At 68.9% G+C, this 22,840-nt stretch carries 17 protein-coding genes; 4 read left to right on the top strand and 13 right to left on the bottom strand.

The window, feature by feature from the left end:
• The first annotated feature begins 42 nt into the window (after window positions 1-42).
• Together OV427_RS36650 and OV427_RS36645 are read left to right on the top strand one after the other, a co-directional pair.
• Window positions 43-882, top strand: a complete 840-nt coding sequence (locus OV427_RS36650; RefSeq protein WP_267860871.1) for an SAM-dependent methyltransferase — start codon at window positions 43-45, stop codon at window positions 880-882.
• Between the two features lie 201 nt (window positions 883-1,083).
• Window positions 1,084-1,719: a hypothetical protein gene (locus OV427_RS36645; protein ID WP_267860870.1), complete on the top strand. Its 636-nt coding sequence runs from the start codon at window positions 1,084-1,086 to the stop codon at window positions 1,717-1,719.
• A 76-nt stretch (window positions 1,720-1,795) separates the two neighbouring features.
• Here OV427_RS36645 and OV427_RS36640 read toward each other — a convergent pair whose 3' ends face one another.
• A complete protein-coding gene (locus tag OV427_RS36640) occupies window positions 1,796-3,997 on the bottom strand; it encodes a M4 family metallopeptidase (protein ID WP_267860869.1) in 2,202 nt (733 codons plus the stop codon).
• Between the two features lie 245 nt (window positions 3,998-4,242).
• Here OV427_RS36640 and OV427_RS36635 point away from each other — a divergent pair, with 245 nt between their 5' ends.
• On the top strand, window positions 4,243-6,081 hold the full coding sequence (locus OV427_RS36635; RefSeq protein WP_267860868.1) for a MutS-related protein: 1,839 nt from the start codon (window positions 4,243-4,245) through the stop codon (window positions 6,079-6,081).
• Here the strand turns inward: OV427_RS36635 and OV427_RS36630 are convergent.
• The 5 genes from OV427_RS36630 to OV427_RS36610 form a co-directional block, all read right to left on the bottom strand.
• On the bottom strand, window positions 5,994-7,235 hold the full coding sequence (locus tag OV427_RS36630; protein WP_267860867.1) for a GNAT family N-acetyltransferase: 1,242 nt from the start codon (window positions 7,233-7,235) through the stop codon (window positions 5,994-5,996). The genes OV427_RS36635 and OV427_RS36630 overlap by 88 nt on opposite strands.
• An 8-nt stretch (window positions 7,236-7,243) precedes the next feature.
• Window positions 7,244-9,685, bottom strand: a complete 2,442-nt coding sequence (locus OV427_RS36625; RefSeq protein WP_267860866.1) for a sterol desaturase family protein — start codon at window positions 9,683-9,685, stop codon at window positions 7,244-7,246.
• A 54-nt stretch (window positions 9,686-9,739) separates the two neighbouring features.
• Complete coding sequence (locus OV427_RS36620) at window positions 9,740-11,035, bottom strand: aminotransferase class I/II-fold pyridoxal phosphate-dependent enzyme (protein ID WP_267860865.1); 1,296 nt, start codon at window positions 11,033-11,035, stop codon at window positions 9,740-9,742.
• 188 nt (window positions 11,036-11,223) lie between these two features.
• Window positions 11,224-12,396, bottom strand: a complete 1,173-nt coding sequence (locus tag OV427_RS36615) for a thiolase family protein (RefSeq protein WP_267860864.1) — start codon at window positions 12,394-12,396, stop codon at window positions 11,224-11,226.
• Between the two features lie 79 nt (window positions 12,397-12,475).
• Entirely contained in the window at window positions 12,476-14,854 is a 2,379-nt protein-coding gene (locus tag OV427_RS36610) for a 3-hydroxyacyl-CoA dehydrogenase/enoyl-CoA hydratase family protein (RefSeq protein ID WP_267860863.1), read from the bottom strand.
• A gap of 137 nt (window positions 14,855-14,991) precedes the next feature.
• On the opposite strand from OV427_RS36610, the gene OV427_RS36605 reads away from it, so the two are divergent.
• Window positions 14,992-16,746, top strand: coding sequence for a M1 family metallopeptidase (locus tag OV427_RS36605; RefSeq protein ID WP_267860862.1), 1,755 nt, complete (start codon window positions 14,992-14,994; stop codon window positions 16,744-16,746).
• Between the two features lie 82 nt (window positions 16,747-16,828).
• Here the strand turns inward: OV427_RS36605 and OV427_RS36600 are convergent, their stop codons facing one another.
• From OV427_RS36600 to cheB, 7 genes are all read right to left on the bottom strand, one after another.
• On the bottom strand, window positions 16,829-17,713 hold the full coding sequence (locus tag OV427_RS36600) for a DNA-methyltransferase (RefSeq protein WP_267860861.1): 885 nt from the start codon (window positions 17,711-17,713) through the stop codon (window positions 16,829-16,831).
• A gap of 216 nt (window positions 17,714-17,929) precedes the next feature.
• On the bottom strand, window positions 17,930-18,229 hold the full coding sequence (rpmE, locus tag OV427_RS36595) for a 50S ribosomal protein L31 (RefSeq protein WP_163998739.1): 300 nt from the start codon (window positions 18,227-18,229) through the stop codon (window positions 17,930-17,932).
• Between the two features lie 111 nt (window positions 18,230-18,340).
• On the bottom strand, window positions 18,341-19,279 hold the full coding sequence (locus tag OV427_RS36590) for a 5'-nucleotidase (RefSeq protein WP_267863527.1): 939 nt from the start codon (window positions 19,277-19,279) through the stop codon (window positions 18,341-18,343).
• A gap of 72 nt (window positions 19,280-19,351) precedes the next feature.
• Window positions 19,352-19,486 (bottom strand): hypothetical protein, encoded by a 135-nt coding sequence (locus OV427_RS36585; protein ID WP_267860860.1) that lies wholly within the window; start codon window positions 19,484-19,486, stop codon window positions 19,352-19,354.
• The gene (locus OV427_RS36580) at window positions 19,483-20,328 is read right to left on the bottom strand and encodes a tetratricopeptide repeat protein (protein ID WP_267860859.1); all 846 of its coding nucleotides are present in this window, start codon (window positions 20,326-20,328) and stop codon (window positions 19,483-19,485) included. The genes OV427_RS36585 and OV427_RS36580 overlap by 4 nt, the downstream gene beginning before the upstream one ends.
• A gap of 84 nt (window positions 20,329-20,412) precedes the next feature.
• Window positions 20,413-21,675: a CheR family methyltransferase gene (locus OV427_RS36575; protein WP_420718379.1), complete on the bottom strand. Its 1,263-nt coding sequence runs from the start codon at window positions 21,673-21,675 to the stop codon at window positions 20,413-20,415.
• 67 nt (window positions 21,676-21,742) lie between these two features.
• Complete coding sequence (gene cheB, locus OV427_RS36570; protein ID WP_267860857.1) at window positions 21,743-22,801, bottom strand: chemotaxis-specific protein-glutamate methyltransferase CheB; 1,059 nt, start codon at window positions 22,799-22,801, stop codon at window positions 21,743-21,745.
• Between the last annotated feature and the right edge of the window lie 39 nt (window positions 22,802-22,840).

Below are 22,840 nucleotides of genomic sequence, written 5' to 3'. Positions count from 1 at the left end.
CGAGAGCTCGAGCCCGGGGGCAGAGCGCATATGTTGCGGGTGATGACCGCGGAACTCCCAGCGACACCGGAAACCGTAGCGCGGCATTACGACGCAATCACGCCGTTCTACGAGATCATCGGTAGCAGGAGTCTGCACTTTGGCTACTGGCCCCGAGGTGAGGTCGGCGGTTCCTTTGGCGAGGCCCAGCATCGCTTCACCGACCTGCTGATTGGCCAGCTCGGGAGCCAACAGGGTCAACGCGTGCTCGACGTCGGGTGTGGCCTGGGGGAGCCGGCGATACAGCTCGCGCGGAGCACCGGCTGTGTGGTGGAGGGAATCACCATCAGTTCGAAGCAGGCCGCACAGGCCGAGCAGTGGGCGCGCCGCCATGAGCCGAGCGGCCAGACGACGTTCCGCTGCGCCGACGCCATGGCGCTGCCCTTTCCGGTCGGGTCCTTCGATGCCGCGTGGGCCGTCGAGTCGCTCTTCCACATGCCCGACCACGCCACGGTCCTGCGGGAGCTCGCGCGCGTCCTTCGCCCCAACGGACGGCTGCTCGTGGCCGACATCGTTCTCTCGGCCGATGCGACGCCACGGGAACGCGCCTTCCTCCAGCATGCATTCGTCGCCCGGACCTTCATCACCGCCGAGGCCTACCCGGAGCTCGTTGGCGAAGCGGGCTTCGAGGTCGAGCAGGTCCTGGACGTGAGTGCACACGTCATGGCGACGTTCGACGCGGTGGCCGCCGCCATCCAGGAGAAGGAGGCGGAGGTGCTACGGGCGTACGGCGCCGAGTTCCTCGCGGGCGTCAAAGCGCAGTGGGCACGCATCAGCGAGAGCGCGTCGCGCTGCATGGGCTACGTCGTGCTCACCGCGAAGCGCCGCTCCCTCGAGACGTGACGTCAGGGCACGGCGAACCCCCGCCACCGCCATGTCTGCTGGATGCGCACATCACAGCACGCTCCGTGCAGTCATTGGACGTCCACAGCGACGGGGTCGGCCGTCTTCCTCTCTCTGAAGCATTTGCAATTGAATGGCGGGTTGCGCAGAGTTACCGGGTTGTCCTGTTGTTCGACCACCGCTCAAGACAGGAGGACCCGCATGAAGCGCTCATGGACGTGGACGCTGGTGAGTGCAGTCGGTCTGTTGTTCGGATGCGGAGGGCCGCCCGAAGACGTATCGGCGGAGGACCCCGTGGGTGAATCGGAAGAGCTCATCTCCCAGACCATCATTCGCCAGCTTCCGGGAGGAGAACTCACTCAGGAGACGACGTACATCACCCGGGCGGAGCAGTTGGCTCAGATTGAGGCACGTGAGGAGTATGTCCGTCGCCTGAAGAGTGGTGAGCCCCAGCAGTTCATGGCGAACCTCGTCATCGATAGTGGGTGCGCTGGCTCCAGTCTCTGGCTCTTCGACCAGCCGAACCGCCAGGGGAGGCAGCTGTGCCTCTACAAGAATCCAGCAGAGGCGTATGCCTTTATCGACCTGGGGAAGGTGGTGAGATACATCACCCCGACCTATCCCTATCCCATGTTTGTTTTCTGGACCGCGTCCGTTAGGAGTCTGTGGTCGGGAGAGGATGCCGGCAACATGGCCACCTGCGACACGGTGATCATGGCCTGCTACTCGAATGCGCCCTGGGTGCCTTTTGGCGCATGGCAGCAGCTCAACGACATCAGCACGGCCCAGATTCCAGGGAGCCCTCGCGGCCCCAATACCGTCTTCCTGGAGAACTGAAACCCACCCGTGAACCCACGGCGAGCGGCCCCCCGAGAAGGGCCGCCCACCGTGGAGGACCTGCTGAACGCCAGGACTACGGAGGAGTCTGGGTGATGCTCAGGGTGTATGTGCCCGCGGCGTAGCCTCGCACCATGAGGTAGGCAGCCGGCTCGACTGGCGAATACGTCAGCTCGCAGGTCTCGGCGGCGCCCGTGATGTACGGACGACAGTTATATGCGTTGACCGCGGGCGCCGCGTTCCAGCGGACATACAGGTCCGGGTCACCCGTGCCCGTCATCAGCACCTTGAGCTTCGTCCCGGGCCCGGCGCAATAGGGGCCGTATTGGACCTCCTGCCCCGTGATGACACTGCCACTCTTCGTGTCCGTGCGCGTGTAGGTCACCTTCAGCTCCACGCCAGAGTAGGCAGCGTACCCGCGCACCATGACGTACCACTTGCTCCCGGGCGCCGGGTTGTTGAAGACGCAGGTCTCGTTGTTGCCACTCAGGTACGGGCGGCAATCAAAGCTGGTGAGCGTCGGCGGCGAGCCCAACTTCACATACAGGTCTGCGTCACCCGTTCCACCGCTGATGCTGAAGGTGAGGGTCCCCTGCATGGGCTGTCCACAGGTCCCCGCTGCGGGCACCTCGAAGAAGTAGTTCTTCATCTCATCCTTGGGCCCCCCCAGGCCCGGCACCGGCACGTTGTTCCTGAGCGGCAGCGACACCGCCATCGGTGGCACGCCCACGGCCAGCCACGCATCCGACACCGCCTGCACCGTGGCCGCGTCGTAACCCAGCGCCTGCGCGGCCTGCACCATGGCCACCTTGGCCTGCTCGAAGGTGGTGGTAGGGACGAAGTAGTCCGTGTTGGCCTTGTAGAAGATGCGGCCGGCCTTCTCCGGGCCAATCGCCGTCACGTTGATGCTCGTCTTGCCGCGCGGGTGCGTGCCGCCCTTGGACAGCAGCGCGAACACCAGGTTGCTGATGCCGGAGCTGTAATGCACGTCCACGCCGGATGAGTAGTCCCCGTAGTAGTCCAGCGAGCTACCGTCCAGGGTCGGGTTGTCCATGTAGCGCAGCGCATCCCCGGTGATTGCCGGCGTCCAGACGTCCTCACCAATCTTGAAGACGTCCGGGTCCGTGGCCCAGCCGCGCGACCAGCTCTCACACACGCCGGAGAAGACGTCGGACATGGACTCATTGAGGCCGCCAGACTCGCCCGCGTAGATGAGGTCCGACTCGGTTTCCGTCACGGCGTGGGTCAGCTCGTGGACGGTGACGTCCGGATCCTTGCCCAGCTCGATGGAGTTCACGCCATCGCCGTCGCCGTACACCATCTGGGTGCCGTCCCAGTAGGCGTTCACGTAGTTGGTGGAGTAGTGCACCGTGCCGATGAGGGCGTGACCCGCGTTGTCATACGAGTCGCGGCCGAACAGCGCGCGGTAGCAATTGTACGTGGACCCGAAGGCGTCGTAGACCGCGTCCACATGGGCGTCGCCTGAGGGGACATCGTCGATGCGCTTCGGAGTGCCCGGCAGGCTGGTGCCGTTGTTGGCGCTGTAGACGCGGAGACTGACCGAGTGAACCTTCGGATGCACGGCCAGCACGCCGCCGCGCTCCGCGTCCACATACACCCGGTCGTCCGCTGGCAGCTCGCCGCGGCGGCCCTTCACGCGCACCTCATAGGCCAACGCCGTCTGACGCTCGCCCTCCCCCAGGAGGTACACCAACTGCGCGGCGCCCTCGACCACCGCACCGCTGACCTCCGAGCCGCGAACCGCGGCGCTCGCCGCCGCCGCTTCCGACACCGTCGGGGCCACCGCCGCCTTCACCCCATCCCGCGCCGAGCCGTTCGCCGCGTAGATGAGGCCCTCGGCGTCCGCGTGCAGAATCAGCTCGCCGCCCACCACCTTCATCCCGTTCTTGAGCTGCTGGAAGCGCAGGTGCTGGTGGCCCCGCTCGTCCCGGTTCACCCGCGACAACACCAGGTCTTCGCCTCGCAGGCGGAAGACGGGAGCAATGCCACGCAGCGACTCGCGCAGCGGGAGGTCATCCCGCAGCCCCTGCGCCTTCGCACCCGTGCCGACCCGCCCCAACTGGCCCCGGATGAAGAAGGGAATCTCTCCCTCCATCCCCAGGACCTCGGCATTCGGCAGCGCGCTCAGTGACGCCTGGAGGTCGCTCGCGTCCTTCTCGACGGGAGCGGTGGCCTTCCCCTCACCCGCCCCACCGCACGCGGAGAGCAGGAAGCCAACCCAGACAGCGCAGACACTCCTCAACAGCGGCTTCTTCATATCAGCCCCCGATTCAAGGAACCGATGATTTGTACGCAAAACGCCTATCTGTGTCCATGGCGCACAGCGCTTCCCGCGCGTCGCCCCACCGGCAGCGCAGACGGCAGGCAATCCCTCTCAAGTCGAAGTTCTGTCTGCTCGAAGCACCGTCACCGTCACCGGGGCGCTCCACTTCGTCCGCTCCGCACCACGGAGCTGAATCCGCCGCTTGCCCTGGGCCCTGTGGGCGCACAGCATGCGCGGCCGTGTCCGCCATTCCCGAGAGCCCCTCCCCGCACCGCACGTACACCGAGCGCCGCGCCGCCGCGCAGGCGGACCTGACCGCGCTGGACCGCGTGAGCGCGCGCTACGCCAACCTGCGCACCCTCGCCTTCCTGGCCGCGGTCGGCATCGGGGGTTTCATCCTCGCGGGGCGGCTTCCCAAGGTCTGGTGGTGGGGCGCGGCGGGCGCCGTCGTCGTCTACGGCCTGCTCGCCGTGCTGCACCACCAAATCTTTCGCCGCGAGGCGCGGGCGAAGCTGTACGTGCTGCTCAACGAGCGCGGCCTGGCGCGGCTCGGCCGGGGCTGGCACGAGTTCACCGAGCGCGGGGAGCGCTTCCTCTCCGCCAGCCACCTGTACACGCCGGACCTGGACGTGTTCGGCCAGGGCAGCCTCTTCCAGTTGATGAACGAGACGGCGACACGCGCGGGCGAGGAGCGGCTGGCGGCGTGGCTGTCCGGCCCCGCTCCGGCGGCCGAGGTGGAGGCACGACAGGGCGCGGCGCGGGAGCTGGCCCCTCGCGTGGACTTCCGGCAGGACCTCTGCGTGGACTCGCGGGTGGCGGCGCGCGAGAAGGCGGAGCCGAACCTGTTCATCCGCTGGGCCGAAGCGGGGCCGTCGCTGGACGCCATCCGCTGGGCACAGCCGGTGGCTGTGGTGCTGCCGCTGGTGACGCTGACTGTCTACGTCCTGGGCAAGTTCGGCGTGCTGCCGGAAGCCACGGTGTGGCTGGGACTGGGCGCGCAGCTCGCGGTGGCGCTCATCACCCGCCGCACGTTGCAGGCCATGGACCAGAGCGTGGAGGTAGGAGAGCGCGGCTTCGTGCGCTACGCCCCCCTCTTCGAGCGCGTGGAGAGCCAGCGCTTCGAGCACCCCAAGCTGCGCCAGCTCCAGTCCGGCCTGCAGCGGCCGGGTGAGAAGCCCGTGTCCGCGCACTTCGCGCGCTTCAGCCGACTGTTCTCGTTCATCGAGTTCAAGCGGCACCAGTTCCACCCGCTGGTGCACTGGCTCACGCTGTGGGACATCCATGCGCTGTTCGCCCTGGAGCGCTGGCGCGCGGCGCACGGGGCGCAGGTGCGGCACTGGTTCGAGGCGCTCGCGGAGCTGGAGGCCCTGTCGTGCGTGGCGGGGCTCGCGTTTGACAGGCCGGAGTTCACCTGGCCGGTGATGGAGGCACAGGGCCCGCGCGTGGAGGCGACGATGCTGGGGCATCCCCTGCTGGACGCGCCGGTGCCCAACGACGTGTCCCTGCCGGGCCCGCGGCACGCGCTGCTCATCACCGGCTCCAACATGAGCGGCAAGACGACGCTGATGCGCGCGCTGGGCGCCAACGTGGTGCTCGCGCTCGCGGGCGCGCCGGTGTGCGCGAAGGCGTTCCGCCTGTCACCACTCCAGGTGCTCACCAGCATGCGGGTGAAGGACTCGCTGGAGCGCGGCGTGTCGTACTTCCACGCGGAGGTGCTGCGCATCAAGGCGGTGCTGGACGCTGCCCAGGAGGCTCGGGGGCAGGCGCTGTTCCTGCTCGACGAAATCCTGCTCGGCACCAATACGCGCGAGCGGCAGATTGCCTCGCGCGAGGTGCTGCGGCTGCTGCTGGGCACGGGAGCGTGCGGCGCGGTGACGACGCATGACCTGTCCCTGGCCGTGCTCGCGGACGAGCCCGGGGCCCACGTGGTCAACGTCCACTTCCGGGACCACCTCGAGGAAGGGAAGATGGTGTTCGACTACAAGCTGCGTCAGGGCGTGGTGGACACAACCAACGCGCTGCGGGTGCTGCGCCTGGCCGGCGTGCCCGTGGACGACCCGGAGGCTCCTGCGCCCTGAGCGCCTGGAGCCGCGGTGTCCCGCAGGGTCCGCCTCTGCTCCGGCTGCTTCTCGCCCAACAGGGCGGGCAGCAGCGGATGGAGGAAGGGCCGCAACCAGGGAGACCGGAGTCTCGCGACCATGGACATGCCTTCCAGCGTGGCGCCCAGGGTCTGCTTGACGAAGTAGCTCGTCACTCCGAGGTCGACCTGCTCGCACCCACGCTCGGCCGCGTACGCGAGCTCACCGCCCAGCAGGCTGTAGTAGATGGGCAGCTCGCGGGAGCGCGTGTAGTCCATCCCCAGGACGAAGGGATTGTGGACGCAACGGGACGTGCCCGAGAGCACGAACCCGACGAGCCGGCCCTCCGAGGTCCGCAGCGTCAGCAGGCTGCTCTCCCCTGGCAGCCGCTCCGCCACCTGCTCGAAGAAGCTCATGGGAATGGGGACCCGCTTGAACTCGGAGGCCTGGTGGTGGACCTGGAGATAGAGCGGGTAGCACTCGGGGAGCAGGTGCCGGAAGTCCTGGACGCGCTCCAGCTTCAACCCGAGTCGCGCAGCGGCCGCGAGCTGCTTGCTCACGCTGGCCCTGGGCTTCCGCTTGAGCCGCTGGAGATGCGCTTCGAAGTCACGTCCTTCGAGCTCGACGACGGCGAGCGGGAGGTTTCGCGCCGGTCGGAAGCCCCTCGCCAGGAACCGCGCCTCCAACCTCGCGTCCGCCTCGTCCCCCTCCATGAAGTCGCGGACGACCAGCAGGTCCGCACGGGGGCAGGCCTCCTCGCAGGCCACGAGGAGCGCGTCGGCGAATTCATCGACGGACAGCAGCCGGCGGTCCACCCACCAGTGGCGCTGGGCCGTCTCGAGAGTGCCCACCATCGCGAGGCGCACCGTGAGGAAGCCCGGTAGCAGCCGGCGCACTCGCGAGGCCATCCGTCCCACCCGCTCCGGAAGGCGCAAGCCCAGGTCGAACCGCTCCTCCGTCACCAGGGCCAGCCCCACCAGGCTCCGTGCTCGCGACAGGAGCACATACGTGAAGCGCCGCTCAGGGAAGGAGTCCTCCAGGCAGGACAGGAACGCGCTGCTCTTGAAGGGATGGCCCCGGGCGACCATGTCGTCCCAGTGCGTCCCCGGTACGTCCCGGATGGAGGTGACCATCCGAATGTCCAACGGCTCCATGCACCGGCTCATGACAGGGCATCCTCGAAGTGGACGCCGTGCCGGAGGAGGGCCTCGTCATTGGCCCGCATGTCCCTGAACACCCGCTGCCTCCTGGGCACCGGCGTGGGTGGGAACAGCACCCGGCGGAGGACTCGCAGCACGAGCTGGATGAAGGGGTTCAGGTGGCGAACGGCGAGGTAGAGGCGGTCGACGACGGCGCCGATGCTCGCCTTGGCGGGGTAGCTCGTCTGGCCCAGCTCCACGACGGCCTTTCCTCGCGCCTCGGACATCTCGACAATCTTGTAGATGCAATTGAAGTACAGCGCGCCCTCGTCCCGGTGCTGGTAGTCCAGGCCCAGGTAGAGGGGATGCACCTCGCCCGCGTCCTCCAGGAACAGCTCGAAGGCGACCAGCGCTTCTCCCTGGAAGCACAGCAGCGCGAAGGCGCGCTCCCCGAGCCGACGCGACAACTCCACGAAGAAGTCGCGGTTGAGCGTCTCGAAGCGGACCTTCGAGCGACCGAGCACCTGGAGGTACAGCGCCTCCATCCGCTCCGCGTACGGGGCGAAGTCGTGGCGCAGCTCCCAGCGCATTCCGCCCTCCACGAGCTGGCGCTGGCGGTGTGTCATGAGGGAGCGGTACTTCTTGCGCAGCCGCTCCCGGTAGTCGCCGGCCCCCGGCTCTCCAACGTAGAGCCAGGTGGTGGCGGGACTCTCCACGAGCGTGAAGGACTCGGAGAGCACGTCGCGAACCTGGGGCAGGAGCCGGCTCGTCAGCTCCTTGATGACGACCAGCCCCAGGCGCAGCCGCCGGGCCCGGGCGAGGACTTCGCGGGTGACGGCCCTCAACACGTCGGCGGGGAGCTGCCCCTCCGGCCCCGGCCGCACCCCGAGCAGGTCCCTGCAGATGGCCACGGGAGTCCCCACGATGAACGCGCGGGTGCAGAGGAATCCGGGAAACACCCTGCGCACCGCGGCCGCGGCCTTCTTGATGGCCTCGGGCGCGACGGTGGTGAGCGAGAGATTGATGCGGAAGCAGGGAATGACGGCCAGCGCCCTGCCCTCGCGCCGGGCCAGCAGGTGGTGGAACTCGATGCCCGGCAGCCGCGCCGCTTCGACGGCCCGATGCAGCGCGAAGGATTGCAGCACGTCCTCCCGGGGGAAGCAGGCGTCCCACATCTCCTGGCCCAGTGCTTCCAGCGACGAGAGCCACTGGAGCTCGAGGGGCTCTTCTCCGGGAGGGCCCGACAGGAAGTCGTTCCGGAACCCGGTCAGCCACGCCGCGCTGAGCGCCGCGTAGGAAACGAGCGTCAGGGCCTCCGTCCTCGCGGACGTCCCGGCCACGAGGAGTGCCGCCAGGACGACACCCGCGAGCCGGAACAGCTCCATGTGCCAGCAGCCACGCCGGCCCTCCAGCAGGCCTCCCAGGGTGAGGGCGTTCGCGGCGACGAGGACGCCGGCCGCCAATAGCACGCCGCCGCTCAGCGCCCCCAGGTTCCACAGCACCCAGGCGGACAGGCCGACGAGCGCGGCGCACTGGGCGGCGCAATACACCGCCACGCGCGGGGAGAGCGGCGGGTCGTACTTGCGGAAGGAGGCCGAGGGCCCGTCATCCGCCTCCATGAATCGCTCCGAACGGAGCGAGGCCGGCTGCCAGGCAGGGCCCTTCACCAGGCAGAGGAGCCCGTCCACGAGACCTCGGCAGGCCCTCGCCTTGCGGAACAGCTCGGCGAACGGGAGGAAGTTGATGGTGAGCGGGCTCCAGCTCCGGATGCCATGCCGCACGCCGTAGACGGGCGGATGGTCGGCCAGCTCGGGCTGATAGCTCCCGAAGAGGCGGTCCCAGAGCACCAGGATGTTGCCGTAGTTCTTGTCGATGTACGGCCGATTGCGGCTGTGGTGCACCCGGTGCTGCGAGGGCGTCACCAGCAGCCGCTCCACCCTTCCGAGCGCGGGCACCCAGGTGTTGTGCAGGGTGTACTGGTACGCGAGCTGGAGGCCCGCCACGCCCAGGTACACCTCGGGCGCGATGCCGAGCAGCGCCATGGGGATGAAGAAGGGCCACGACGTGGCCTCGCCGAGGATGCTCTGCCGCAGCGCGAGCCCGAAGTTCATGTCCTCTCCCGAGTGGTGCACGGAGTGGAAGGCCCACAGCAGGGCCACCTCGTGGTGTGCGCGGTGGCCCCAGTAGTAGAGGCAGTCGTAGACGATGAAGGCGAGCAGCCACGTCGTCACGTCTCCCGGCGCGAGCTGGAACGGGGCGTACCGCTGGACGGCGGTATAGACCCACAGCGTGGCGCCGGTGAGGACCAGGCCGACGAGGATGCCGAGGATGGCCAGCATCAGGTTGGCGAGCAAATCGTTCAGCCGGTAGCGCGACACGCCCTTGAGCCGGGCGGAGGCCAGGTCGATGGCCACCGGTGCGAAGAAGATGGGCAGGGCATAGAGGACATACGTTTTCGTATCCACGACAGACTCCAGACTCGAGGTGTCTCGTCTCCCGATTGTGCGAGGCCAGGCGCCTCACGCGTCCTGCGCCAGGACTCCCAGCCGGCGGGCGCAGCGCTCCAGGGCCTCGAGGCAGCGCTCCAGGTCCTCCTGCTCCAGGTTGGCGCTGACGTTGAGCCGCAGCCGTGGCTTGTTCCTGCTCACGGCCGGGTAGCCGATGGGGTTGATGTAGATGCCCTCCTCCTGGAGCAGGCGGGCCATCTCCACCGTCGTCGGAAGCGACGGCATGCGGATGGGGATGACGGGCGACGCGCTGTCCATGCAGTCCAGGCCGAGCCCCCGGATGCCGTCGCGCAGGAAACGCTCATTGCGGTGCAGCCGCACCTGCCGCTCCGGCTCCTCCTGCAAGATGCGGAGGGCCTCGATGAGACCGGCGACCACGGGCGGAGGCAGGGAGGCGGAGAAGATGTAGCCGCAGGAGCCGAAGCGCAGCAGGTCGATGGTGGCCTTCGGGCCCGCGGCGAAGCCACCGATGCCGGGCAGTCCCTTGCTGAGGCTGCCCGTCAGGATGTCCACCTCGTCCTCCATCGCGAAGTACGCCGGGGTGCCGCGTCCCAGCGGCCCCAGCGCGGCCGTCGCGTGCGCGTCGTCCAGGATGATGAAGGCGTTGTACTCACGGGCCAGCCGCACGATGTCCGGCAGGTCCGCGATGTCTCCGTCCATGCTGAAGATGCCGTCCGTGACGATGAACTTGCGCTGGCTCCCGGGCAGCTCCGCGAGGACGGCCTCCAGGCTTCGCGAGTCCCGGTGCTGGAAGGCGTGCAGCCGCGCGCCCGACAGCCGCAGCCCGTCCGCGAGCGAGCGGTGGTTGAGCACGTCGGACAGGACCGCGTCCCCCTCGCAGCAGACCGCGGAGAGCACGGACACGTTGGCCATGTACCCGCTGCTGTAGGTGATGCAGTCCTCGACGCCGAGGAAGTCGGCGAGGCTCCGCTCCAATTCCACGTGCAGCTCGCACGTTCCATTGAGCAGCCGGACGCCGCTGGTGGTGGTGCCGTAGCGCTTCAACGCGGCCTCCGCGGCGGCCAGCACGCGGGGGTGACCATTCAGGCCCGAGTAGTTGTACGAGCCGAAGTGGAGGACCTCGCGCGACCGGGCTGACGAGGGGCCGCCCGATTCGCCAGCCAGCCCGGAGCTGACCTGCGCCTTCCGACCTGGCGTGCCGTGGAAGACGCGGCTGACCATGTCGAGGCACTGGCCGTGGGCGAGCGCCCGGTATTGCCGCCGGACCTCCAGGAGCCTGGGCGAGTCGGCGCAAATGTCCCGGTTCCTCTCCGGGATGAGAGGAAGTCCTGCGAGCTGCGAGTCCATGTCGTGTACCCCCTGGGTTTCACAAGGAGGTACGCGGTGATTTTCGAAACGGATGCGGCGGTTCCGAGGGGCCGGACGAGCGGGGGCGGGCGTGGCTCCACGGAGAGGGCGGCCGCGCTCGCGCCGCAAACGACACGGGCCCCGGGGTTGCCCCCGAGGCCCGCTGTCACTTCACGGTGCGGCGCGGATTACTTCGCCGACTCGACGAGCATGGCGAAGCCCATGCCGCCGCCGATGCACATGCTGACGACGCCGTAGCGGCCGCCGCGGCGCTTCAGCTCGCGCAGAATCGTGGCCACCATGCGCGCGCCGGACACGCCCAGCGGGTGGCCCAGGGCGGTGGCGCCGCCGTTCGGGTTCACCTTGTCCAGGGGGATGCCCAGCTCGCGGATGCAGTACAGCGCCTGCGCCGCGAAGGCCTCGTTCAGCTCGAAGACGTCGATGTCCTTCACCTCGAGCTTGTTGCGCGCCAGCAGCTTGCGCACCGCCGGCACCGGGCCCACGCCCATGATTTCCGGGGGCACGCCCGCCACCACGGAGTCGACGTAGTAGCCCAGCGGCTTCACGCCGAGCTCCTTCGCCTTCGCCTCGCTCATCACCACCGCCGCCGCCGCGCCGTCCGTCAGCGGCGACGCGTTGCCCGCCGTCACCACGCCCTTGGCGTTGAAGGCCGGACGCAGCTTCGCCAGGCCCTCCAGCGTGGTGTCCGGACGGAGGATGGTGTCCACCGTCACCGTCACCGTCTTCGCCGCGCCGTCCTCGTCGAAGAACGTCGTCGTCACGGGGACGATCTCGTCCTTGAACTTGCCCTGCTCGCGCGCGGTGGCGGCACGGCGCTGGCTCTCGTAGGCGAACTTGTCCGCGTCCTCGCGCGTGACGCTGTAGCGCGTGGCGATGTTCTCCGCGGTGGCGCCCATGGAGGTGTAGACCTCCGGCAGCTTCGCCATGACGTCCGGGTTGGCGCTCGTCTTGTTGCCACCCATCGGGACCATCGTCATCGACTCGGTACCGCCGCCGATGCCGACCTCAATCGACCCCGCCAGGATGGCCTGCGCCACCTGGGCGATGGCCTGCGAGCCCGACGAACAGAAGCGGTTGATGGTCATCCCCGGCACCGTGTCCGGCAGGCCGGCGAGCAGGGTGGCGATGCGCGCCACGTTCATCCCCTGCTCCGCCTCCGGCATGGCACAGCCCAGGATGACGTCCTCCACGTCCGCCGGCTTCAGGCCGGGGACCTGGGCAACGGCCTCCTTGATGGCGATGGCGGCCAGGGTGTCCGGCCGCGTGTCCTTGAACTCTCCCTTGTGCGCGCGGGTGAAGGGCGTGCGCACCGCGCTGGCAATCACGACTCGACCAGGCATCTTGAGTGTCTCCTTGCCCGGGGGGCACCCGGGCAGTCAGAAAAATTGGATTCAGTGGTCAATGGATACCGGCCGGCCGTCAGTTCCGCAGCGGCTTGCCCTTCTCAATCATGTGCTGCAGGCGGTCCTGGGTCTTCTCCTCGCCGCACAGGCTCAGGAAGGCCTCCGCCTCCAGCTCCAGCAGCCGCTCCTCGGTGACGAGGACGGACGGGCTGGTGTCGCCGCCCGTCAGCACGCGCGCCAGCTTCTGGGCAATCTTGCGGTCATGGGCGCTCACCTGGCCGTTGAGCTCCATGTCGTAGAGCATCATGTCGATGGTGGCCGCGCCGCTGGCGCCCGGCAGGCGGAAGCGGGTGGGCCGCGGCGCCTTGAAGCCCGCGTTGGCCATGCCCAGCACGCGCGCCTTCGCATCCGACAGGAGGAAGTCGCGGTTGGACGTGATTCCGTCCTGCGGCGACAGGAAGCCAATCTCCCGGGCCTCCTCGGCGCTGGTGGCGACCTTGGCCATGCCGATGGCCAGGAACACCTTCTTCAGGAAGGGCAGCGCGTCGAAGTCCTTCTCCGCCGCGTACGGGCCGAACACGTTGCGCAGCAGCTGCATGTTGCCGCCGCCGCCGGGGATGAGGCCCACGCCCACTTCCACCAGGCCCATGTACAGCTCGGCGCTGGCCTGGATGGCGTTGCCGCCCATCGTCACCTCGGAGCCGCCGCCCAGGGTGAGGTTGAAGGGCGCCGTCACCACCGGCACCGGGCTGTAGCGCATGCGCTGGTTGGCGCTCTGGAAGTCCTTCACCATCTTCTTGATGGAGTCGAACTCGCCGCTCTTGGCCGCCCACAGCAGCGCGACGATGTTGGCGCCCGCGGAGAAGTTCGCCCCGTCGTTGCCGATGACCAGGCCCTTGAAGTTCTTCTCCGTCTCGTCCAGCGCCGTGTTCATCATCTCGATGATCTGGTCATCGATGGAGTTCATCTTGCTGTGGAACTCCAGCAGCGTGGCGCCGTCGCCCATGTCCCACAGGGTGGCGGAGTCGTTGCCGGCGACCTTCTTGTTGCCGCGCTTGAGGTATTCCACGCGCTGCGTGCGCGCGTTCTCCGGCACCACCTTCACGGACTTCGTGGGGATGTCCCAGTACGTGTCCTTGCCGCCCTCCACGCCGTAGAAGGACGTGCGGCCCGCGGCCAGCATGTCCTCCACCCACTTCGCGGGCTTGAGGCCCAGCTCCTTCATCCGCTCCACGCCCTTCTTCACGCCGTAGGCGTCCCACGACTCGAAGGGCCCGAGGTCCCACGCGTAGCCCCAGCGCATGGCGCGGTCCACGTTGACGACGTCGTCGGCAATCTCCGGGATGCGGCGGCTGGTGTAGGCCATCACGTCCAGGGTGATGCGCTCGGCGAACTTCGCGGCCTTGTCCTGGCCGTTGAGCACCACGGCGACGCGCTCGCGCACATCCTCCACGTCCTTCGCGGCGCCCAGCGACTCGAAGCGCACCTTGTTCTGGGCGCGGTACTCCATCGTCTTGAGGTCGAGGACCTGGATGTCCTTGCCCTGCTTCTTGTAGAAGCCGCCGCCGCTCTTGTCGCCCAGGATGCCCTTCTTCACCATGTCGAGGATGAAGTCGGGCATGCGGAACGCCTCGCGCTCCTCGTCCTGGGTGAGGGTGTCGTAGCAGTTCTTCGCCACGTGGACGAAGGTGTCCAGGCCGACGATGTCGGTGGTGCGGAAGACGGCGGACTTGGGACGGCCCATGGGCGGACCGAAGAGCTTGTCCACCTCTTCAATCGTCATCTCCGCGGGGCCCATGCCGGCGATGGTCTTCATCATCCCGTACGTGCCGATGCGGTTGGCGATGAAGTTGGTGGTGTCCTTGCCGTAGACGATGCCCTTGCCGAGCACCTCCTCACCGAAGCGGTGCAGCGTCTTGAGCACCTCCGGGTCCGTGTCCTTGCCGGCCACGAGCTCCAGGAGCTTCATGTAGCGCACGGGGTTGAAGAAGTGCGTGACGAGGAAGTTCTTCTTGAAGTCCGCGCCGCGGCCCTCGGTCATCCCGACAATGGACATGCCGGAGGTGTTGGAGGAGATGATGGTGCCCTTGCGCGCGTGCTTCTCCACGCGCTCGAAGAGGGACTGCTTGACGGCGAGGTCCTCCTTCACCACCTCCACCACCCAGTCGCACTCGGCGATGCGGGCCAGGTCGTCATCGAAGTTGCCCACCTCGATGTTGGAGAAGACCTGCTCGGAGACGATGGGGCTGGGCTTCTGCTTGCGCATGTTGGCCAGCGCGCCCGCCGCGAACTTGTTGCGGAAGGCCTTGGACGAGGTGTCCTCGCCCGGGTTGGCCTTGGGGGGGACGATGTCCAGGAGGAGCGCGCGAACGCCCGAGTTCGCCAGGTGCGCGGCGATGCCGCTGCCCATGACTCCGGCGCCCAGCACAGCCACTTTGCGGATCCGCGTCGTCATCTTGAAAGGCTCCCTATGTGGGATGGATGGGAAGGAGAGGACTGCACAAATGTAGGCGATTGACTCGAAAGTCAACCGAATCAGATGGCCGGATGGCTCGCCATGGGGTCGTGACACCGACTACAAACCGGACCTCCATGGCGCGCCTCGACCCACACTCCTACAACGACAGCACGCAGCCTGAGACGGAAACCCTGGACTGGAAGGCACGCGTCGATTTCCGGACGCACCGCCTGCACGCGGAGGCCACGCTGACGCTGAAGGAGGCTTCCGCCGGTCCCTTGGATCTCGATACCCGAGACCTTGAGATTCGCGGGGTGGTGGACCCGAATGGTCGCCCCTTGCCCTACATGCTGTCTCCGCCCGAGCCGATTCTGGGCAGCCGGCTGCGGGTGGAGCTGCCGCCCGGGCTGAAGCAGCTCACCGTGCGCTACCGGACGGCTCCGGGCGCCAGCGCGCTCCAGTGGCTGACGCCCTCGCAGACGGCCGGGGGACAGCACCCCTTCCTGTACAGCCAGTGCCAGGCCATCCACGCGCGCAGCGTGGTGCCGCTGCAGGACACGCCGCGCATCCGCATCCGCTACCGCGCGTCGCTGCGGGTGCCCAAGGCGCTCAAGGCCGTCATGGCGGCCAGCTTCGTGCGCCGCGAGGAGCACGGCGTGGAGGCCGAGGAGCACTACGAGATGCCGCAGCCGGTACCTCCGTACCTGCTGGCCTTCGCGGTAGGCAGCCTCGCGCCGAAGGAACTGGGCCCGCGCTCACGCGTGTGGGCGGAGCCGGAGTTGCTGGAGGAGGCGGCGGAGGAGTTCGCCGGCGTGGACGACATGCTCCGCGCCGCGGAGTCCCTCTTCGGGCCGTATGACTGGGAGCGCTTCGATTTGCTCACCATGCCCCCGTCCTTCCCGTACGGCGGCATGGAGAACCCGCGCCTCACCTTCCTGACGCCCACGCTCATCGCGGGCGACAAGAGCCTCGTCAACGTGGTGGCGCATGAGCTGGCGCACTCGTGGACGGGAAATCTCGTGACGAACGCGTCGGCGGAACACTTCTGGCTCAACGAGGGCTTCACCGTCTTCGCCGAGCGCAGAATCCTGGAGGCGCTGGCCGGGCCGGAAGTGGCGACGCTGCACGCGGCGCTGGGGAGGCGCGCGCTGGAGGAGGCGCTGCACCACTTCCGCGCGCACCCCGGCCTCACCGCGCTGCGCACGCACCTGGCGGGCGTGGACCCGGACGAGGCCTTCTCCCAGATTCCGTACGAGAAGGGCTACCTGCTCCTGCGCGCCATGGAGGACGCGGCGGGGCGGCCGGCATTCGACGAGTTCCTCCGGCGCTACCTCGCCACGTACCGCTTCCGCGCGCTCACCACCGAGGAGTTCGTCGCCTTCGCGGAACGCGAGCTGCCCGGGGTGCTGGCGAAGGTGGACGCGGACGCGTACCTCAACAAACCGGGAGTGCCGCCGGGAGCGCCGTCCCCACGCTCAGGGAGGCTGGAGGCGCTGGTGCGCACGCGCGGCACGGTGCCCTCCGCGGACGCGGTGAAGGACTGGACGCCCACCGAGTGGCAGCTCTACCTGGAGTGGCTGCCGTCGGACACGCCGCGCGACACCTTCCGCCAGCTCGACGAGCGCTTCAGCCTCACCAGGAGCCGTAACTCGGAGGTGCTGGTGTCCTGGCTGGTGGCGGCGCTGCGCGCGGGCTGGGAGCCGGCCGTCGCGCGCGCGGAGGTCTTCCTCGGCGAGGTGGGCCGTATGAAGTACCTCAAGCCGCTGTATGGCGTGCTCGCGTCGTCGCGCGAGCACCGCGGGCTGGCGCGCTCGCTCTTCAAGAAGCACGGGGAGCGCTACCACCCGATTGCGAGACAGGGCGTGGAGCTCATCCTGTCCCGCTCCTGATGCGGGACGGAGGGGACTGCTCGACACGCCACCGCCCCGCGGCGGTGGACTCCCGGAAACGCCACCGCCTTACGGCGGTGGACTACTTCTTCGACGACATGGCCTGCAGGCGCTTCTGCGACAGGGAGAGGTACTGCTCGTCCATGTCGATGCCCACGTAGCGGTGGCCCAGCTTGAGGGCCGCCACGCCGGAGGTGCCGCTGCCGTTGAAGGGGTCCAGCACCAGCGCGTCCGGCGGGCAGCTCGCCTCGAGGATGCGCTCCAAGAGCGCCACCGGCTTCTGCGTGGGGTGGCTGCCGTGGGCCTTCTCCTCGCCGCCGCGCGGGACGGTGAGCGTCCACAGCCGGCCCTCGCCGTCCGCGGTCAGCTCCGCGTCGCCGGAGGGCGGCAGCACCCACGCGTCGCGCATCTGCTTGCCGCCGTTCTCCGCCTTCATGCGCGAGTAGTTGAACGTGTGCTGCAGCTTGCCGCCCGACTTCGGGGAGGCCCAGATGAGCAGCTCCGTGGAGTGCGTGAAGTAGCGGCACGCCAGGTTGGGGCTGGCGTTGGGCTTGAACCAGGTGACGGTGTTGAGGAGCTTGTAGCCGAGCTTCTGCATCGCGAAGCCGACGTTGAAGATGACGTGCTGGGTGCCGCTCACCCAGAGCGTGCCGGTGGGCTTGAGCAGCCGCTGGCAGGCCGCCAGCCACGCGGTGGTGAACTGGTGGTCCTCCTCCACGCCGCGCGACTCGTCCCACTTGCCCTTCGCCACGGACACGCGCTTGCCACCCTTGCAGGTGGTGCCGCCGTTGGAGAGGAAGTACGGCGGGTCCGCGAAAATCATGTCGAAGGTCTGGGGCTCGAACTGCTCCATCAGCTCCAGGCTGTCACCGTGCAGCAGCGTGTAGTCCTCCCCTTTCGCGTAGACGCTCTCGCTCAGGGAGCGGCGGACAACCTTCAGGGAAGGGGCTGCAGCGTGCGCGGACATCTCGCCTCCGTCGGACTCTTCGTCGTGGACGCGGCGGAATGTGCGGTGACTTCAGTGCTACGTCTAATTTCTGGTCTGTAGCACCCTGAAACTTGACGGGTGTAGCAGGCCGTAGAAGCACCGCGAGCAGGGCGGGAGGGCCTCTCGTGGAGGCGCTCCGACACCCTGCTCGACGGGTTACGACTCAGGCTGTGAAGAAAGCCGTGCGGCCGTGACTCAGGCCTCGGCCTTCTTGCCCTTCTTCGCGGCGGCGGGCTTCTCGGCGGCGGGGGCAGCCTCGGCGCCCTCGGCGGCGGCAGCGCCCTCGACCTTGACCGGGTTGTTCGCGTACTTCTTGCGGAAGCGGTCGATACGGCCGGCCGTGTCCACGAGCTTGTACTTGCCCGTGAAGAAGGGGTGGCAGTTCGAGCAGATTTCCACCGAGAACGACCCACGGGTGGACTTCGTCTCCACCGAGTTGCCGCAGGCACAGGTCACTCGGGCAGCGGGATAAACCGGATGAATCTCGGGCTTCATGACGCTCTCTCCAGTGTGCCTTTCCCCCACCCGCCAACGGGTAGGAGGTTCGGCACTGAGGGTGGCCGGCGCTTATAACGGCGCGCCGGCCGGTTCACAAGCCGGCTCGGGTCAGTGGGCCGCCGAGCCAGGGGGCTCGACGCGTTCCACCAACTTCTGGACGGCCGGATCCCCCGGCACGTCGCTCCCGAGCTGGATGTACGACAGTAGATGCGTCCGGCCGGAGCGCGTTGCGCCCCCGTCGACGCCTTTCTTCAGGGCCGTCCGCCGGGCCTCCAGGCTGGAAACCGCCTGCTCGAGCGACTGCTTCGTGGTGGGGTCCGTCGCGGCCGCGAGCCGCTCCTTCGCCTTGGCGAGGTTGCTCTCGACGATGCCCAGGCTCTGGCGCATCCGCTCCTGCTCGGAGACGTCCACGAAGCGGCCGGGCCCGTCCAGGCCCAGCTCCAGCTTCGCCATCTGCCGGCCCCGGTCTCCGGGCGGAATCACGGTGGCCAGCGCCCCGCGCTGGGCCATGCCCTGACCGCGCCCCTCGTGGGACTGCACCACGAAGTCCACGCCCTCCACCCGCTCGGCCACGCGCAGGGCGTCGTCGTAGGGGACCGCCGCCAGCACGACGACGACGTCCACCTTCTCCTGGGCGCGCAGGCGCTTCACCTCGGCCGCGACCGCGGGCTCCACCGGCAGGCCCTTGAGCATGGGCGTGGGCTTGCCCTTCACGAAGGGCGCCGCGGACTCCGGCCCGGTGGTGGCGGGAGACACCCCCACCACGCCGACCTTCACCCCGCCCACGTCCGCCACCATGGAGCCGGGGAAGTACGGCTTGCCCTGGGCATCCACGAGGTTGGCGGACAAAAGCTTCAGCTTCGCCTTCTTCGTCCCCTTCTTGAGGAAGTCCACGCCGAGCACGAGGTCTCTGGTGCCCACGGCCATGGCCGCGGTGCCCTGCGCGTCCATCTGCGACAGGAGCAGCTCCGCGCGCGCCTTCGCATCCGGCGCCTCGCCGCTGTCGCGGCTCTTGAAGAGCGCATTGCCCGCATCCAGCACGAGCACCGGCACGCCCTTCGCGCGCTCCTTCTCAATCGTCACTTTTCGTCTGGCCAGACCGCCAGAAGGGTTGTGCCTTCAACCACAGGGGGCGATTTCGCCCCCGTTGTCTCCGGTGAAGAGCAGCGTGAGCTGCTTCGGCGCCGCCCCCGCCACCAGGGGCAGCAGCAGCAGCAGCGCGAGCGCGGCGAGCCGCGGCGAACGCAGGTTCATTTCTTCCCCTTCTTCGCGGGCGTCTTCGCCGCCTTGTCCAGCTCGGCGAGGCGCTCCTTCGCCGTCTTGGCCGCGGCGGACTTCGGGTAGCCCTTCACCAGCTCCTCCAGGGCCAGCCGCGACTCGTCCTTCATCTTCAGCTTGGAGAAGCACTCCGAGGAGCGCAGGTACGCGTCCGGCGCGGTGGCCGACTTCGGGTACTCCTGCACCACCTTGCCGTACTCGAAGAGGGCCTCGCGGCAGCGCTGCTCGGAGTAGTACGTCTCGCCGAGGCCGTAGTGCGCGTCGGCCACCAGCGCGTCCTTGGCCCACTTCTTCAGGAACTCGGTGTAGAGCTGGCGCGCCACGAGCACTTCGCCGGCCTTGGCCTTCTCCTGCGCGAGCGCGAGGAACTCCTTCTTGTCCGTGGGGCGCTGGAGCTCCTCGGCCTTCTTCTTCGCCTCGGCCTCCTTCACCGCCTCGGTGCCCTGGAGGGCGAGCAGCTTTTTGTCCTGCTCACCCAGGGCCGTCTCCAGCTCGGTGATTTTGTGGAGGTACGTCTCCACCTGGCCGCGCAGCTGGGCGAGGTCCTCCACCGTCTTCTGGAACTGGATGCCGATGTCCGCGTCCTTGCGGCGCGAGGCGGTGTCCAGTCCCTCGAGGGCCTTGGTCACCTCGGCGACCTTCTCGTCGATTTTCGGCAGCGTGGCGGCGAGCTGCGCGCGCGCCTCCTTCAGTTCCGCCTGCATCTGGGCGGACTCGGCGCCGAGCCGGTCCACCTTCGCCTCGAGGGCGCGGCCACGGTCAGCAGGGTAGAAACAACCAGGGAGTGCCAGCAGGGCGAGCAGGACGAGCCTTCGCATGGGGCGGGCATCTTACGGCCAAATCCCCCGCCCGTCCGGACTTCTCGCACCCACCGGGACGGTGAGGCCCGCCCGGCCGCTCCTTCAGCGCCCCCCGCGGGTGGCCGCCTCCAGGCGCTCCACGGCGTGCGCGCAGGCCACCTGGAGCCGCGCGGGGTTGAGGAAGAAGGGCACGGGGCGCGCGCGGCCGGCCTCCAGCGACTGGAGCGCGCGGAGGTACTCGATGCCGGCCTCGAGGGGCCGACTGCCCTGCTCCAGGAGCAGCGCCAGCAGGTAGCGCGCGGCGGAGTGGTCCGGGTCCAGCGCGAGGCAGCGGCGCAGGTCCTTCTCCGCCGCGTCCTCCGTGCCGCCCGAGGAGGTGCCGTCGAGGACGCCCGCGAAGAGGCGGTCCGCCTCGGTGACATCGGCTGCTGTCGGGCTGGAGGCGGGGCCCTTTCGCGGCGTGACGTCCAGGGCAGACGCCGCCGTCGCGGCCCGCCTTCGCGCCTCGTCTCCAGAGACTGGAGGGGAGGCGGGAGTCCCCACCACGGCGACGCTTCCGGACGGCCGTTTCGGCACCGGGAAGGCCGGGAGCCCCTCCCCTCCGGAGGCTCCGGAGGACTCCTCCGCGCGCACGTAGAAGAACGCCTGCTCGCCGCGCAGCACCCGCAGCGACGGGGGCAGCTGGAGCAGCGGCTCCGAGGAGGACAGCACCAGCGTGCCGCCCGGCAGGAGGCTCCCGGCGAGCACCTCCACCGTCCGCTGGAAGGCCTCCCCCGTGAAGTAGATGAGCACGTTGCGGCAGAAGATGACGTCGAAGCCGCCGCCTCCCGCCGGGGCCGGGTACGGCGTGTCCATCAGGTTGTGGAGCTGGAAGCTCGCGCGCTCGCGCAGGGCCGGCACCAGCGCCATGCGAGGCCCCGCCGGGACGAAGTAGCGCTCGCGCGAGCCGGGGGGCACCCGGCGCAGCTGCTCGTCGGTGAAGCCCAGCCCCTGGGCCCGCCGCAGCGCGTGCGCGGAGATGTCCGTGCCCAGCACCGTGCTGCCCGGGTCCGCGCCCGCCTCCGCCAGCAGCACCAGCAGCGTGGCCACCTCCTCGCCCGTGGCGCAGCCCGCGCTCCAGACGCGCAGCGGCCGCCGCGCCCGCTCCACCAGTGGCGTCAGCACCTGGAAGCGGAACGCCGCCAGCTGCACCTCGTCCCGGAAGAGGTCCGTCTTGTGGACCACCACCGCGTTGATGAGCTCCTCCAGCTCCAGGGCGCCGGAGGGGGACTTGAGGAAGTTGAGGTACTGCTGCGGGGTGAGGTCCCGGCTGCGCGCCCCCAGCCGCTCATCCAGCCGGCGGACCTGCGGGCCGCTCAGCGACATGCCGGTGCGCGCCGTGAGGAAGGCGCGTACGCCCGCCCATTGCGCCCCGGAGGTCTCCACCGTCAGCTCAGCGTCCCACGGCGAGGGACTCGCCCCGAGCCAGCCGCGCCAGCGTGCTCGCGACGTCGTCCCCGTGGATGAGGTGGTCCACCGCCTTGCGCTCCACCGCCGCGCCCGGCATGCCGAACACCACGCACGACTCCTCGTTCTGCGCCAGCGTCAGCCCTCCGGCCTGCTTGATGGACAGGAGCCCGTCCGCGCCGTCCGCGCCCATGCCCGTCAGCACCAGTCCCACCGCGCGCCGGCCGTACGTGCGCGCCGCGCTCTCCAGCAGCACCGTGCCGGACGGCATGTGCCCGTCGCGCTCCACGCCCGGCTTGAGCCCCACGCGTCCCCGGAAGGGGATGACGAGGTGCTGCCCCGGCGGGGCGATGAGCACGTGCCCCGGCATCAGCGGCTCGCCGTCCTGGGCGAGGCGCACCTTCAGCCGGCTGGTGTTGCCCAGCCACCCGGCCAGCGATTCGGCGAAGGCCGCGTTGATGTGCTGGACGATGACGATGGGCGCCGGGAAGTCCGCCGGCAGCTCCGACAGCATCCGGAAGAGCACCTGCGGCCCGCCCGTGCTGGCGGCCACCGCCACCACGCCCATGGACACCGCCGGCAGCACCGAGGTGGCCACCCGGGGCGGGGTGATGTTGCCCTTCTGGGGCCGGCGCAGGTGGCGGATGACGCGCACCGAGGACAGCAGCTTGATTTCGCGGACGAGGTTCCACGCGTCCGGCCCCGCGTCGATGGCGGGCTTGATTTGCAGGGCGAGCGCGCCCAGCTCCAGCGCGCGGTAGGTCAGCTCCGGGGCCTGCGAGCGGGGGTCCGCGGTGAGCACCAGGATGGGCGTGGGGCACTCGGCCATGATGTGCTCGGTGGCCGTCAGCCCGTCCATGACGGGCATGTCCACGTCCATGGTGATGACGTGGGGACGCAGCTCCTTCGTCATCTCGACGGCCTGCTTGCCGTCCGCGCAGGACCCGACGACTTCGATGTCCGGGTCCTTCGTCAGTGCGTCGCAGATGAGCTGTCGGCAGATGAGTGAGTCATCGACCACCAGCACCGACACTTTCTTGCCCATGCCCTGTCCATACCCCGTGCGCGAAGCGGGGAGTATAGC

Source organism: Pyxidicoccus sp. MSG2 (assembly GCF_026626705.1).
Classification (GTDB): Bacteria; Myxococcota; Myxococcia; order Myxococcales; family Myxococcaceae; genus Myxococcus.
The sequence above is the reverse complement of the archived record's forward strand: the minus strand, read 5'-3'. Positions and strand labels throughout refer to the sequence as shown.